The 13,136-nt window shown below is 73.0% G+C and carries 11 protein-coding genes; 2 read left to right on the forward strand and 9 right to left on the reverse strand.

The window, feature by feature from the left end:
* Positions 1-460: 460 nt before the first annotated feature.
* From ACFVDP_RS16215 to pdhA, 4 genes are all read right to left on the reverse strand, one after another.
* Positions 461-1,381: an NTP transferase domain-containing protein gene (locus ACFVDP_RS16215; RefSeq protein WP_383489581.1), complete on the reverse strand. Its 921-nt coding sequence runs from the start codon at positions 1,379-1,381 to the stop codon at positions 461-463.
* A gap of 99 nt (positions 1,382-1,480) precedes the next feature.
* Positions 1,481-2,929: a dihydrolipoamide acetyltransferase family protein gene (locus ACFVDP_RS16220; protein ID WP_383489584.1), complete on the reverse strand. Its 1,449-nt coding sequence runs from the start codon at positions 2,927-2,929 to the stop codon at positions 1,481-1,483.
* A 65-nt stretch (positions 2,930-2,994) separates the two neighbouring features.
* Positions 2,995-4,023, reverse strand: a complete 1,029-nt coding sequence (locus ACFVDP_RS16225; protein ID WP_383489587.1) for an alpha-ketoacid dehydrogenase subunit beta — start codon at positions 4,021-4,023, stop codon at positions 2,995-2,997.
* Positions 4,020-5,159: a pyruvate dehydrogenase (acetyl-transferring) E1 component subunit alpha gene (pdhA, locus tag ACFVDP_RS16230; protein WP_383489590.1), complete on the reverse strand. Its 1,140-nt coding sequence runs from the start codon at positions 5,157-5,159 to the stop codon at positions 4,020-4,022. The genes ACFVDP_RS16225 and pdhA overlap by 4 nt, the downstream gene beginning before the upstream one ends.
* A 173-nt stretch (positions 5,160-5,332) precedes the next feature.
* On the opposite strand from pdhA, the gene ACFVDP_RS16235 reads away from it, so the two are divergent.
* Positions 5,333-5,908 carry an Lrp/AsnC family transcriptional regulator gene (locus ACFVDP_RS16235; RefSeq protein ID WP_383489593.1) on the forward strand — a complete coding sequence of 192 codons (576 nt, stop codon included), beginning with the start codon at positions 5,333-5,335 and terminating at the stop codon, positions 5,906-5,908.
* Between the two features lie 8 nt (positions 5,909-5,916).
* Here ACFVDP_RS16235 and ACFVDP_RS16240 read toward each other — a convergent pair whose 3' ends face one another.
* Positions 5,917-6,507: a TetR/AcrR family transcriptional regulator gene (locus ACFVDP_RS16240; protein WP_383489596.1), complete on the reverse strand. Its 591-nt coding sequence runs from the start codon at positions 6,505-6,507 to the stop codon at positions 5,917-5,919.
* The gene (locus ACFVDP_RS16245) at positions 6,504-8,012 is read right to left on the reverse strand and encodes a 3-hydroxyacyl-CoA dehydrogenase (protein WP_383489599.1); all 1,509 of its coding nucleotides are present in this window, start codon (positions 8,010-8,012) and stop codon (positions 6,504-6,506) included. The genes ACFVDP_RS16240 and ACFVDP_RS16245 overlap by 4 nt, the downstream gene beginning before the upstream one ends.
* A gap of 206 nt (positions 8,013-8,218) precedes the next feature.
* Here ACFVDP_RS16245 and paaN point away from each other — a divergent pair, with 206 nt between their 5' ends.
* A complete protein-coding gene (gene paaN, locus ACFVDP_RS16250) occupies positions 8,219-9,922 on the forward strand; it encodes a phenylacetic acid degradation protein PaaN (protein WP_383489602.1) in 1,704 nt (567 codons plus the stop codon).
* Between the two features lie 19 nt (positions 9,923-9,941).
* Here paaN and ACFVDP_RS16255 read toward each other — a convergent pair whose 3' ends face one another.
* Genes ACFVDP_RS16255 through ACFVDP_RS16265 form a run of 3 tightly spaced genes read right to left on the reverse strand, consistent with a single transcriptional unit; the run spans position 9,942 to position 12,917 of the window.
* Positions 9,942-10,769 carry a TrmH family RNA methyltransferase gene (locus ACFVDP_RS16255; RefSeq protein ID WP_383489605.1) on the reverse strand — a complete coding sequence of 276 codons (828 nt, stop codon included), beginning with the start codon at positions 10,767-10,769 and terminating at the stop codon, positions 9,942-9,944.
* Positions 10,770-10,779: 10 nt separating this feature from the next.
* Positions 10,780-12,063, reverse strand: coding sequence for an HTTM domain-containing protein (locus ACFVDP_RS16260; protein WP_383489608.1), 1,284 nt, complete (start codon positions 12,061-12,063; stop codon positions 10,780-10,782).
* Entirely contained in the window at positions 12,060-12,917 is an 858-nt protein-coding gene (locus ACFVDP_RS16265) for a DUF5819 family protein (protein ID WP_383489611.1), read from the reverse strand. The genes ACFVDP_RS16260 and ACFVDP_RS16265 overlap by 4 nt, the downstream gene beginning before the upstream one ends.
* Positions 12,918-13,136: the final 219 nt, after the last annotated feature.

Genomic DNA, 13,136 nt, shown 5'->3' on the forward strand with positions numbered 1-13,136 from the left:
GGGGGGGGGGGGGGGGTGGGGGAGGGGGGGGGGGGGGGGAGGGGGGGGGGGGGAGGGGGGGGGGGGGGAGGGGGGGGGGGGGAAGCCGAAGGGAAGGGCGGGGAGGCGGCCCGCGCGGCACGGGCCCGGTGCTCGGCCGCCGACCGGCCCGCCTGGGCCGCGGCGCGGCGGGCGGCGGACCAGGACGTTCCCTCACCATGACCACCGGAGCCGTGAGCGGTGTGCGAGGCCTGCGCGGCGTGTGTGTCCTGCGCGCCGTGCGGGGTGCCGGGGGCCGGGCGGGCGCCGGGGGGTGCCGGCTGCCGGTCCCGCTCCTGGGGGGCGGAGGCTCCCGTGGGGGTGGCGGGGGCCGGGGTGTCGTCGGTCCTGGGCACGCTCCGGCCCCCGTTGGCCAGGGCGAGCGCCTCTTCGACGTCGCCGTCCAGCGGGTCGGCGTGCGCGGCCCGCGCGTGCGGCCCGCTCATCCCGCGTCGCCGGGCTCGGCGTCCGCCGCGGCGGCCTCCTCGGCCCATCGGTTGGCGAGCGCGGCGGCCTTGGCGGCGGCCGCGGCCACGGCTTCGGGGCCGCCGCCCGCCCGCCCGGCCGCGTAGCCGACGAGGAACGTCGTCAACGGTGCCGCGGGGCGTGCCACCCCGTGCGCGGCGTCACGGGCGAGGTCGAGCAGGACGCCGGTGTCGACGTCCAGGTCGATGCCCAGTTCGTCCTTGGCTGCGGAGATCCATTCATCCAACACGTGACCATGCTCCCTGATCCGTGATCGGGCGGCGGCGATGTCGTCCCAGGTGTCGCAGTCGAAGGAGGCGGCGGGATCGACGGGATCGGTGCGGCGCGCGAGGCGCAGATTCCGGGTGAGCAGCCGCAACGGCAGGCCCGTGAGCGCCCCGTGTTCCCGCGTCAGGGCGTCGAGCACACGGCGCAGCGGAGCCACCCGATAGGCGGCGACGAGCGGCTGGTCCCGGCCCTCGCCGTCGGTCAGCAGCGCCGCTTCGGCGTCCTGCCCGGCGAGCGTGTCGAGCAGCAGCCGTACGGTGCGCGGCTCCAGGAACGGCAGATCGGCGGAGAGCACGACGACCGTGTCCGGCCGGGTCCCCGCCGGGCCGTCGAGAGCCCGAACTCCCGCCCCCAGAGCGGCGAGCGGGCCGCCGCCGGGCGGATCCTCGCGGGTCCAGCCGACCGGGCGCGCGGTCGGCCGCGGCTCGGCCACGACGAGGGTGTCCCGGGCCCCGGCGCAGGCGGCGAGGACCCGGTCGAGCAGGGCCCGTCCGCCGACCCGCACCCCGGGCTTGTCGGCGCCGCCGAGCCGACGCGCGGCGCCGCCCGCGAGGACGACGGCGTCGTACGCGATGTCGCCGCGTCGGCCGGGCGTGGCGGCTTCGGTCATCCCCCGAGTATGGGCGCAGAACCGATCATTGCCACCCCGGGGGACACCGACTCGGCGACACGGAGCCTGTCCGCGCCCGTCAGAGGGGTGCGGAGCCGGTCAGAGAGTGCGCAGCAGCACCGCCGGCTGTTCCACACAGTCCGCGACGTACCGCAGGAAGCCGCCCGCCGTGCCGCCGTCGCACACCCGGTGGTCGAAGGTGAGGGAGAGCTGGACGACCTGGCGGACCGCCAGTTCCCCTTCGTGCACCCAGGGTTTGGCCGCGATCCGGCCGACGCCGAGCATGGCCGCCTCCGGGTGGTTGATGATCGGCGTGGAGCCGTCGACCCCGAACACCCCGTAGTTGTTCAACGTGAAGGTGCCGCCGGTCAGTTCCCCCGGTGTCAGGGTCCCGGTCCTGGCCTTGTCGGTGAGCCGCGCGAACTCGGCGCTCAGCGATTCGGCGCCGCGCGTGTGGGCGTCCCGCACGACCGGCACGACGAGGCCGCGCTCGGTCTGTGCGGCGAACCCGAGGTGCACCTGGTCGAGCCGGACGATCTCGCGGCGCGCCATGTCCACCGTCGCGTTCAGCTCCGGGTAGCGGGCCAGTGCCGCCGTGCAGATCCGGGCGAAGAGCGCCAGGACGGAGATCTTCGGCCCGGCGGACGGACCCGTCGCGGCGTTCATCGCCGCGCGCGCGTGCAGCAGTTCCGTGGCATCGGCGTCCACCCAGCAGGTGGCGTCGGGTATCTCGGTACGGCTGCGGGACAGCTTGTCGGCGATGGCGCCCCGGATGCCGCGCAACGGAGTGCGGTGGCCCTGGGGGGCGTGCGGCGCGGGCTCGGCAAGAGCGGGTGTGGCTACCGGGGCGGCTGTGGCTGTCGGGGCGGCTGCCGTTGCCGGGGCTGCTGTGGTTGCCGGCATGGCGGAACGCTCCGCCACCGCTCGCTCCACGTCCGAGCGCAGGATGAGTCCGTCGCGCCCCGAGCCGGTCAACTCACGCAGATCGAGGCCGTGTTCCCGCGCCAGTCTGCGCACGAGCGGGGAGATCACGGCGACGGGCCCCGCGACCCGCTCCTCGACCGGCACCGCGGCGGGCACCGCGCGTGTGGGCGCCGGCGGCTCGGCGTGCCGGGGCTCGCGCCGCTCGGGCACCCCGGTCGCCACCGTGGGCCGCACGCGCCTGCGCCGGGCGGGCGCGGCGCTGGTCCCGTACCCCACCAGCACGTTCCCCGAACCGCTCGACTTTTCTTGCGCCGCGCTCTCCAGGGGCGGCGCGGAAGCCACCGAAACCGCCCCGCCGTGCGCGGTGCCCGCGCTCTCGGCGCCCACGGCGACCGTCAACAGCGCGGCGCCCACGGGCAGCTCGGCCCCCTCGTCGCCGAAGCGGGCGGTGACCACACCTCCGTAGGGACACGGCACCTCGACCATCGCCTTGGCGGTCTCCACCTCCACGACCGGCTGGTCGACGGCGACCACGTCACCGACGCTCACCAGCCAGCTCACGATCGTCGCCTCGGTGAGTCCCTCCCCGAGGTCGGGCAGCTTGAACTCCAGCACCTGCGCCATCAGCCCACCGTCCCTCACCGGACCCCTCGCCGGCCCCCTCGCCGGCCCTGTCACGGGTCCCATGTTCACTGGTCCCACTGCAGTCGCGCCACCGCGTCGAGCACCCGGTCCACACCGGGCAGATGGTGCCGCTCCAGCATCGGCGGCGGATACGGGATGTCGAACCCCGCCACCCGCAGCACCGGCGCCTGGAGGTAATGGAAGCACCGCTCACTGACACGCGCCGCGATCTCCCCGCCGGGACCGCCGAAGCCGCCCGACTCGTGCACCACGACCGCGCGTCCGGTGCGCCGCACGGACGCGGCGACCGTCGCGTCGTCGAACGGCACCAGCGAGCGCAGATCGATCACTTCGAGGTCCCAGCCCTCCGCCTGGGCCGCCTCGGCCGCCTCCAGGCAGACGGGCAGCGACGGTCCGTACGTGATCAGCGTGGCACCGGTCCCGGGGCGGCGGACCACCGCTGTGCCGATCGGCTCAACGTCCGCCGGCCGCTCGGGGTTCCAGTCGTCCTTCGCCCAGTAGAGCCGCTTGGGCTCCAGGAACACCACCGGATCGTCCGAGGCGATCGACTGCCGCAGCAGGCCGTACGCGTCCGCGACGGTGGCCGGGGTGACGACGGTCAGGCCCGGCGTCGCCATGTAGTACGCCTCGGAGGAATCGCTGTGGTGCTCGACACCGCCGATGCCGCCGCCGTAGGGGATGCGCACGGTGAGAGGCATCGGCAGCGCGCCGCGCGTGCGGTTGCGCATCCGCGCGACGTGCGAGACCAACTGCTCGAAGGCGGGGTAGGCGAACGCGTCGAACTGCATCTCCACGACCGGCCGCAGCCCGTACATCGCCATGCCCACGGCGGTGCCGAGAATGCCCGCCTCGGCCAGCGGGGTGTCGGTGCAGCGGTCCTCGCCGAACTCCTTGGCGAGTCCGTCGGTGATCCGGAAGACACCGCCCAGGGTGCCCACGTCCTCGCCCATGACGTGCACGGCCGGGTCCTCGGCCATGGCGTCGCGCAGGGCACGGCCCAGCGCCTGCGCCATGGTGGCGGGCTTGGCGGGCTTGGCTCCCTTGTCTGCGGGCGGCTTCGCGACCGTGGTCATGCCTGGCCCCCTTCCGCCTCGGCGTCGAGCTCGGCCCGCAGCTGGGCCGCCTGCTCGCGCAGATGCGAGGTCTGCTCGGCGTACACGTCGCCGAACAGGTCCATCGGGTCGAGCACCGGGTCCTGATTCATGCGCTCGCGCAGTCCGGCCGCCATGGTCTCCGCGTCGTCGCGCACCGCCTGGACACCCGCCTCGTCGATGAGTCCGCGCTCCGTCAGCTCCCGCTCCAGAAGGAGGATCGGGTCGTGCGCCCGCCAGATCTCGACCTCGGCGTCCGTGCGGTAGCGGGTCGCGTCGTCGGCGTTGGTGTGCGCGTCCATCCGGTACGTGACGGCCTCGACCAGCGTCGGACCGTGTCCCCCACGCGCGCGGGCGACGGCTTCGCCCAGCACCTCGTACATCGCCACCGCGTCGTTCCCGTCGACCAGGCGGCCCGGCATCCCGTACCCGACCGCCTTGTGGGCCAGGGAGGGCGCCGCGGTCTGCTTGGCCAGCGGCACGGAGATCGCGAACCCGTTGTTCTGGACGAGGAAGACGACCGGGGCCTGCCACACGGCGGCGAAGTTCAGCGCCTCGTGGAAGTCGCCCTCACTGGTGCCGCCGTCGCCCACCATGGCCAGCGCCACCACGTCGTCGCCCTTGAGACGGGCCGCGTGGGCGAGGCCCACGGCGTGCGGCAGCTGGGTCGCGAGCGGGGTCGACAGCGGCGCGATGCGGTGCTCGCGCGGGTCGTAGCCGGTGTGCCAGTCGCCGCGCAGCAGCGTGAGCGCCTGGACGGGGTCGAGGCCCCGGGCGACGGCGGCGAGGGTGTCGCGATAGCTGGGGAAGAGCCAGTCGCGCTCCTCCAGGACGAGCGCGGCGGCCACCTCACTGGCCTCCTGGCCGGTCGTCGAGGGGTAGACGGCGAGGCGGCCCTGACGGGTCAGCGCGGTCGCCTGCGCGTTGTACCGGCGGCCGTGCACCACCTCGGCGTACAACCGGCGCAGCAGCCCGGGGTCGGCCTGCGCGGCGGCGTCGGTGCCCAGGACCCGGTACGGCTCCGCGTCCGGCAGCAGCGGCGCGGGGTCCGTGCGGGGCTGCCAGGCGGGCGGCGGAACCGGTGCGGTGCGGGAGTCCCGCTGTTCCATGACCGTCATGACGACACCTCCTCGTAGGAGCGGTTCGAGAGCGCGTCGGATGTGACCCGCCTCACCTACCGATTGTTCGGTCGTCGGCACATTTTGGCTACAGGCCCCTCCAGGCTGTGGACAAACGGTTCTCCACAGCCTGAGATGAATGCAGTACGTCCATGGTAGGGAGGCGGGGGCACATGGCATCTGAACAAATGGCCGACGGCTCCGGAGCGCGCGCCGCAGGAGATCCCGCCGGGCAGGAACCCGCGGCCCGCCCTCTGGACGCCATCGACCGCGACATCCTCCAGATGCTGCGGACGGACGGACGCGCCTCGATACGCTCCGTGGCCGAGCGCGTCCATGTGTCACGGGCCAATGCCTACGCGCGGATCAACCGCCTCATCGAGGACGGGGTGATCCGCGGCTTCGGCGCCCGGGTCGACCACGAGCGGGCCGGCCAGGGCGCGTCCGCGTACATCACCCTCAAGATCGTCCAGAACACCTGGCGCACGGTCCGCGACCAGCTGCGCCGGATGCCGGAGGCCGCGCACATCGCGCTGGTCAGCGGCGACTTCGACGTCCTGATCCTGGTGCACACCCGCGACAACCGGGCGTTGCGCGAGCTGGTCCTCACCAAGCTCCAGGCCATCCCCGAGGTGCTCAGCACGCGCACGCTGCTGGTCTTCGAGGAGGAGACCTTGGATGTGGGGGCTGTGGGGGACGCGGACGCGGGGGAAGCGGGCGCGGGGAACGGGGGCCGGCCGGGCGCCTGAGGCCCCGCTCAGCCCTCTTTGCGCAGCCCTTCGAAGACCAGCTTCGCGACGGCCTCGGCCACTTCGGCGCTGTCCAGCTCGCCGCGGCCGGGCCGGTACCACTCCACGATGGAGTTGATCATTCCGAAGACGAGCCGCGTCGCGAGCCGCACCTCTATGTCGCCCCGTACGTCGCCGTCGGCGGCGGCCGCCTTGAGCAGCTCGGCGACCTGGTGGTCGAACTCCCTGCGCCGCTCCATGGCCCAGCGTTCGGTGGCCGTGTTGCCGCGCACCCGCAACAGCAGGGTCACATAGGGCAGTTCACCGGTCAGCACCTCCACCATGCGCCTGGTGACGTACTCCAGGCGCTCGACCGCCCGCCCCACGCGCGCGGGCTCCTCGCCGAGGATGCCGAAGAGCCCGTCGAGCGCACGGCTGACGGCGCGGCGCAGCAGCTCCTCCTTGCCCGTCACATGGTGGTAGATCGACGACTTGGAGATACCGGCCGCCTTGGACAGGTGCTCCATGGACGTGCCGTCGTAACCGCGCTCGTTGAAGACGGTCACGGCGACCGCGAGCAGGGACTCCGGGGTGTAGGTGTCACGCCGTGCCGTGGTCACGCGGAGCCCTCCCATTTCTTGGGGTCGTACGAGTGCCTCAGCAGGGCGAAGGACGGTGCGCAGCGGCCGGAGGAGTCCCGGTCGCGCAGCTCCTCCAGCAGGCCGCAGGCCCAGTTCCGGCCGAGCTTGCGGCTCCATTCGAACGGGCCGAGGGGGTAGTTCACACCGAGCCGCATCGCGGTGTCGATGTCCTCCTCGGTGGCCACCCCGCGCGCGAGGGCGTCGTGCGCGAGGTCGATGATCCGGGCCACCGTACGGGCGACGATCATGCCGGGGACGTCCCCGATGACGCTGACTTCCTTGCCGAGCGCCTGGAAGAGCCCCACGGCCTCGCGCAGGGTGCGCGGATTGCCGTCCTGGCAGGCGCCGAGCGCGATGCGGGTCGCCGAGCGGTAGTCGAACGCGAGGTCGAAGTAGACGACGTCCCGGAACTCGATGGACGTCTGCCCGTCCGCCTGCACGAGCTGGCCGCCCCCGGGGAGCACGATGCGGGTGCCCTTGTCCTCGTCCTCCTGGGTGACCTCGATGCCCGCCTCGCGCATCATCGCGATCAGCTCGCCCGCGTTCTCCAGATCCCCCTCGACCGTCACGCGCGCGGGTGGGTCGGCCGGGGCGGCGGTGTGCGGTTCGGCCCGCTCCTCGCCGTCCCCGTACGCGTACCAGCCCTGCCCGGACTTGACCCCGAGCCGTCCCGCCTCGACGAGCCGGCGCTGGGCCAGCGACGGCCGGAACTTCGCGTCCTGGAAGAAGCCCTCCCACACGGAGCGGGTGACCGCCTCGTTCACGTCCTGGCCGATGAGGTCGGTCAGCTCGAAGGCGCCCATCTTGAAGCCGCCGCTCTCGCGCAGCACCGCGTCGATGGTGGCGGGATCGGCGCCCTGCTCCTCGTAGACCGCGAACGCCTCCGCGTAGAAGGGCCGCGCGATCCTGTTGACCAGGAAGCCGGGGGTGTCGGCGCAGGCCACCGGGGTCTTGCCCCAGGCGCGGGCGGTCTCGTACGCGCGCGTGGCCGCGGTGACGTCCGTGGCGTATCCGGAGACGACCTCCACCAGCGGCATCAGCGGCGCCGGGTTGAAGAAGTGCAGTCCGACGAAGCGTCCGGGGACGCGCAGCGCGCCGCCGATCGCCGTCACGGACAGGGACGAGGTGTTCGTGGCGAGCAGACAGTCGTCGGTGACGATCTCCTCCAGCTCGCGCAACAGGTCCTGCTTGGCGTCCAGTTGCTCCAGGACGGCCTCGACGACGAGCGCGGCGGGGGCCAGCTCGTGGAGGGTCTGCGCGGGCTCCAGGCGCGCGACGGCGAGCGTGCGCTCCTCGGCGCTCATGCGCCCCTTCTCCACGAGCCGGTCCAGGCGCGCGGTGATCGACTCGGCGGCCGCGCGGGCCCGGCCCGGCACGGCGTCGTAGAGCCGGACGGGGTGGCCGGCGACGAGCGCGACCTGGGCGATGCCCTGGCCCATGGTGCCGGTGCCGACCACGCCGACGAGACGGTCATGTGCAGTCATGGCGTGATCCTCCCGTACGTGCGCCCGCCATGGGTCTCCGGGGCTCGATGGACGGGTTTTCCACAGTTTTCCCCGCCCCCTTGTCCCGACCGATCGTTCGGTTACTCTAGCTCTTGCCGGGCGCCGTCGCCCAGCCCCGCACCGCCCGGTCCCAACCGGCCCGCCGGCTCGACGAGGAGCCGGCCCCGAGGAGGAGTTGGTCCGCCATGGCCGCCGCCGAAAGCACCGCGCACGACCTGATCGCCCAGCACCGGCCCCCCCTCGACCAGGCGCTGGACACCATCCGCACCCGCGCGTACTGGTCCCCGCACCCCGAGCACCCGAAGGCCTACGGCGGCGAGGAGGGCGGCAGCCTGGGCATGGCCGAGGGCAAGGCCGCCTTCGACGCCCTGCTCGGCACCCGCGTCGACCTCGGACAGCCCGGCACGGACGACTTCGTGGGCGGTGAAGTCTCGCCGTACGGAATCGAGTTGGGGATCACGTACCCGCACGCGGACGTGGACGTGCTGCTGCCCGCCATGCGCGCGGGCATGCGCGCGTGGCGGGAGGCCGGCGCCGAGCTGCGCGCCGTGGTGTGCCTGGAGATCCTGGCCCGGATCAGCGCCCGCACCATGGAGTTCGCGCACGCGGTCATGCACACCAGCGGCCAGGCGTTCATGATGGCGTTCCAGGCGGGCGGCCCGCACGCGCAGGACCGCGGCCTGGAAGCGGTGGCGTACGCGTACGCGGAGCAGGTGCGCACCCCGGACGCGGCGCAGTGGTCCAAGCCGCAGGGCAAGCGCGATCCGCTGCGGCTGACCAAGGAGTTCACGCCGGTCGGGCGCGGGATCGCGCTGCTGATCGGCTGCAACACGTTCCCGACGTGGAACGGCTATCCGGGCCTGTTCGCCTCCCTCGCCACCGGCAACCCAGTCCTGGTGAAGCCCCACCCGCGCGCGGTGCTGCCGCTCGCGCTCACCGTCCAAGTGGCCCGCGAGGTGCTCGCCGAGTCGGGCTTCGATCCGAACCTGGTGGCGCTCGCCGCCGAGCGGCCCGGCGAGGGCATCGCGAAGACCCTCGCCGTCCGCCCCGAGATCCGGATCATCGACTACACGGGCTCGACGGCCTTCGGCGACTGGCTGGAGACCCACGCCCGCCAGGCGCAGGTCTACACGGAGAAGGCGGGCGTCAACACGGTCGTCATCGACAGCACCGACGACTACAAGGGCATGCTGGCGAACCTGGCGTTCTCGCTGTCCCTGTACAGCGGCCAGATGTGCACGACCCCGCAGAACCTGCTGGTCCCGCGCGACGGCATCACCACCGACGCGGGCCCGAAGTCGTACGACGAGGTGGTCGCGGACCTCGCGGCGTCGGTCGGCGGCCTGCTCGGCGACGACGCCCGGGCGAACGCGCTGCTGGGCGCGCTCGTGAACCCCGACGTGAAGGCCCGCCTGGAGGCGGCGCCCGGACTCGGCGAGGTCGCCCTGCCCTCGCGCGAGGTCGGCAACCCGGAGTTCCCCGACGCGGTGGTGCGCACCCCGGTGATCGTGAAGCTCGACGGCACCAAGCCCGACGCCGAAGCGGCCTACATGAGCGAGTGCTTCGGCCCGGTCTCGTTCGCGGTCGCCGTCGACTCCACGGGTGACGCCCTGGAGCTGCTGCGGCGCACGGTGCGCGAGAAGGGCGCCATGACCGTCGGCGCCTACACCACGTCCGACGACGTGGCCGAGGCCGTCGAGGAGGTCTGCCTGGAGGAGTGCGCCCAGCTCTCGCTCAACCTGACGGGCGGGGTGTACGTGAACCAGACGGCGGCGTTCTCCGACTTCCACGGCTCGGGCGGCAACCCGGCGGCGAACGCGGCCCTGTGCGACGGCGCCTTCGTGGCGAACCGCTTCCGCGTGGTGGAGGTCCGGCGCGACGGCGCCTGATCACCGGAACGCCTGATCGCTAGGGCGCGTACGTGCTGTGCGCGCTCCAGTGGAAGAGGGTCATGCCGACGCTGGTGGCCAGGTTGTAGCTGGAGACCTGGGGCCGCATCGGCAGGGACACCAGGTGGTCGGCCCGCGCGCGCAGCGCGTCGGACAGGCCGCTGCGCTCGGACCCGAAGGCGAGCAGCGCGTCGTCCGGCAGCGTCAGGCCGCGGATGTCGGCGCCCTCGGGATCGAGCGCGTACAGCGGCCCGTCGGGCAGTTCGTCGACGGTCAGCCGCTCCACGGCGGTCGCGAAGTGCAGCCCGGCCCCGCCCCGCACGACGGTGGGGTGCCAGGGGTCGAGGCTGCCGGTCGTGACGACACCGGCCGCCCCGTACCCGGCGGCCAGGCGGATGACGGCCCCCGCGTTGCCGAGGTTGCGCGGCTCGTCGAGGACGACGACCGGTGTGGTGCGCCCCGCCCGGCCGATGGCCGCCAGGTTCCCGGCGCGTGCGGGACGGCCGGCGAGCGCGGCGACCCCGGTGGGGTGCAGCCGCGGCACGAGATCGCGCAGCACGTCGCCCGGCACCTCCACGAGCCGCGCGGCCAGCTCCCCCGCGACATCGGGCGCGAGATCGTCGGCCAGGGCGCACGCCGCCGCCTTGTCGGCGGCGAGCGCGACGGGGACGTCGGCGCCGAAGCGCAGGGCGTGCTTGAGGGCGTGGAACCCGTCGAGGAGCACGGCGGTACCGGCGCCGCGCCGCCAGGCCCGTACGGCGTCCTCGGCCTCTTCGGCATCGAGGGCACCGTCCGCGGCCCCGTGGAGTCCGCTGTGCCCGCTGTCCGCCGTGCTCGTCCCGCTCATGGCAGGAAGCCTACGTGCGCACCGCCGACGGCTCGGCGTCCTGCGCCGGACGCTGCTCCGGCACCACCGCACCACCGCCGCCGCGCCCGCCGCGAAGGCCGAGAGCACGGTCACGCGCGCGTGCCGCCAGGCCGCCGACCCACCGCAGGAAGGACGTCGGCAGGAACACCGCGTCGGCGGCGATCATCGCGAGCGAGAAGAAGGGCAGGCCCAGCACGATCGCGATGAACAGATGCTCCGTGATCATGAAAACCAGCAGGACGTTCTTCACCTTGCGGTTGAAGACGGTGAACGGGAAGGCGACCTGGACGGCGACCGTCCCGTACGTCACGAGCATCACCATCGGGCCGAACGCGCTGAGCAGATCGCCCAGAGCGGGCCACGGCGAGAAGTAGTCCAGGTGGAGCGGGTAGTAGACCGCGGTGCCGTCCTGCCAGCGGCTGCCCTGGATCTTGTACCAGCCGGCCGTCGCGTAGATCAGGCACGCCTCGACCATGACGATCAGCAGAGCCGCGTTGTGCGCGACATTGGCGACGACGTCGTACATCTGACGCGCGCCACCCTGCGGATAGCGGCTGTTGGCGAACCACCACATCCCCTGGACGAGCCACAGTGCCCAGAAGAAGGACAGCCAGCCGCCGCTCGTCTTCCCCGTGAAGGTGATCGCCGAGAGCGCGAGCCCGATCACCCACCACAGGACGGGCCCGGCCCGGTCCACGCCAGCCGGCCCGAACCGCCCCTCACGCGCGCGTGCCGCCCGGCGCGCGTCGAGCGACCACACCTGCCCGCACCGGGTGAAGACCAGGTAGATCGACATGAGGTGGATGACGTTGTCGCCGCCGTCCCCCATGAACACGCTGCGGTTCTGCAGCGACAGCACGCCGATCATGAACAGCACCGACATGGTGCGGGTGCGCCAGCCCAGGAGCAGCAGGACGGAGGCGAGCACCGCGGCGACGTAGACGAACTGGAACCACACCTGGCTGTCCGACCACAGCAGCGCGGTGAACGCGTGGTTGTCCGCGATCAGCTGCTGCGCCATGCCCCAGCTCCACGGGGCGTCGGGGCCGTACATCTCCTGCCGGTGCGGGAACTCGCGGAGCAGGAAAAGCAGCCAGGTGGCCGAGAAGCCGATGCGGACCACGGCGCTCTGGTAGGGGCCGAGCGCGGACGCGGTGACCCGCTCGACACCGGCGCTCAGGGCGCCGGAAAGGCGCTGCCCCAGGCTCTCGTCGCCCTGCCCCGCGGGGGCGCCGGTGTGCTCCGGCGCCGCGTTCTGCTGAATGCCGCTCATCGCGCACCGTCCGTCCGGTCCTTGACGCGCACGTGCGTGCCGCTGTCGAGTGGCGCGTCGCGCGAGGTCACCGTCCACCAGGACAGCTGCCGGTAGACCGGCTTCTGGTTCACCTTCTCCTCACTCCACTTCGGAGGCGCGATCGTGACCGACCGGGAACGGACCTGGACGCGCTCGATCACGTCCCCCTCGCCGCCGACGCCGAGCCGGTCGAAACGCAGCACGAGGATGCGGCGCAGGTACTGCTCGGAGAGCGTGCCCCGCAGGCTGGTCGACCGGTTCTGCGCGTCGTGCGTACCGAGGTACACGTCCCAGGCGCGGCGCAGTTCGTTCTGCATGGTGTGGCTGGGCAGCAGATTGCCCTTGATCTCGGCGCCGTCCTGCGCGGACAGGTCGTACCAGCCGGTCGTACGTTGCTTCCCGTCGGCGGCGCGCACCTCGGCCCGGGCCTGTACGGCGATGTTCTGCTGCAACGGGTTGGGGGCGAACAGCTTCCAGTTCTGCTCGAACTCGGGGTAGATCCATTCGTCGACCACCTTGCCGTGCTGCTTGGTGATCGTGTTCGACGGTGCGACGTGCAGGAACACCATCAGGACGTGGAAGCACGCGACGACGGCGATGCCCGCGAGGGCCAGCGAGGCGGCCAGCTGATAGCTCGGGGAGAGGGCGGCGAAGCCCTGGCGCCCGGGCCGCGACGGCTGCGGTTCGGGCGCCTCGTCGGGCGGTGGTGCGGCGCCACCGGGCGGCGTCACGGCACTTCCGGGCGACGGTGCCGCGCTTCCGGGCGGTGGTCCGGCCGGCTGCCCCGGTGCGGACCGCTCGGCCTCGCCCGCGGCGCCTGCTTCCGTGTTCATCAGTGCTCCCCGATCCCCGTCCCGGTCCCGTCGTCCTTCGGCCCGCCCGCCGAACCGATTCCGCGCCGTAGCCCCGCGGGTGCGACGCACCGGCACGGTACTGGGGAGCGGCCCCGAAGCACAGGCGGCCGAGGTTATCCACAGGCCGGGTCATTCAGGGTTGACACCTTACGGCGCCTGGTCCCACCATTGAATCCGACGAACCGAACGATCGGTCGG

Origin of the sequence: Streptomyces sp. NPDC057694 (genome assembly GCF_042799415.1) — a bacterium.
In the GTDB taxonomy this organism is placed as follows: Bacteria; Actinomycetota; Actinomycetes; order Streptomycetales; family Streptomycetaceae; genus Streptomyces.

What these genes read in the sequence shown, in the direction of transcription:
- paaN (WP_383489602.1), top strand. Translation starts at nt 8,219, where the DNA reads ATGGCCGCCGCCGAAAGCACCGCGCACGACCTGATCGCCCAGCACCGG.
- ACFVDP_RS16260 (WP_383489608.1), bottom strand. Translation starts at nt 12,063, where the DNA reads ATGAGCGGCATTCAGCAGAACGCGGCGCCGGAGCACACCGGCGCCCCC.
- pdhA (WP_383489590.1), bottom strand. Translation starts at nt 5,159, where the DNA reads ATGACGGTCATGGAACAGCGGGACTCCCGCACCGCACCGGTTCCGCCG.
- ACFVDP_RS16220 (WP_383489584.1), bottom strand. Translation starts at nt 2,929, where the DNA reads ATGGCGCAGGTGCTGGAGTTCAAGCTGCCCGACCTCGGGGAGGGACTC.
- ACFVDP_RS16255 (WP_383489605.1), bottom strand. Translation starts at nt 10,769, where the DNA reads ATGAGCGGGACGAGCACGGCGGACAGCGGGCACAGCGGACTCCACGGG.
- ACFVDP_RS16215 (WP_383489581.1), bottom strand. Translation starts at nt 1,381, where the DNA reads ATGACCGAAGCCGCCACGCCCGGCCGACGCGGCGACATCGCGTACGAC.
- ACFVDP_RS16245 (WP_383489599.1), bottom strand. Translation starts at nt 8,012, where the DNA reads ATGACTGCACATGACCGTCTCGTCGGCGTGGTCGGCACCGGCACCATG.
- ACFVDP_RS16225 (WP_383489587.1), bottom strand. Translation starts at nt 4,023, where the DNA reads ATGACCACGGTCGCGAAGCCGCCCGCAGACAAGGGAGCCAAGCCCGCC.
- ACFVDP_RS16265 (WP_383489611.1), bottom strand. Translation starts at nt 12,917, where the DNA reads ATGAACACGGAAGCAGGCGCCGCGGGCGAGGCCGAGCGGTCCGCACCG.
- ACFVDP_RS16235 (WP_383489593.1), top strand. Translation starts at nt 5,333, where the DNA reads ATGGCATCTGAACAAATGGCCGACGGCTCCGGAGCGCGCGCCGCAGGA.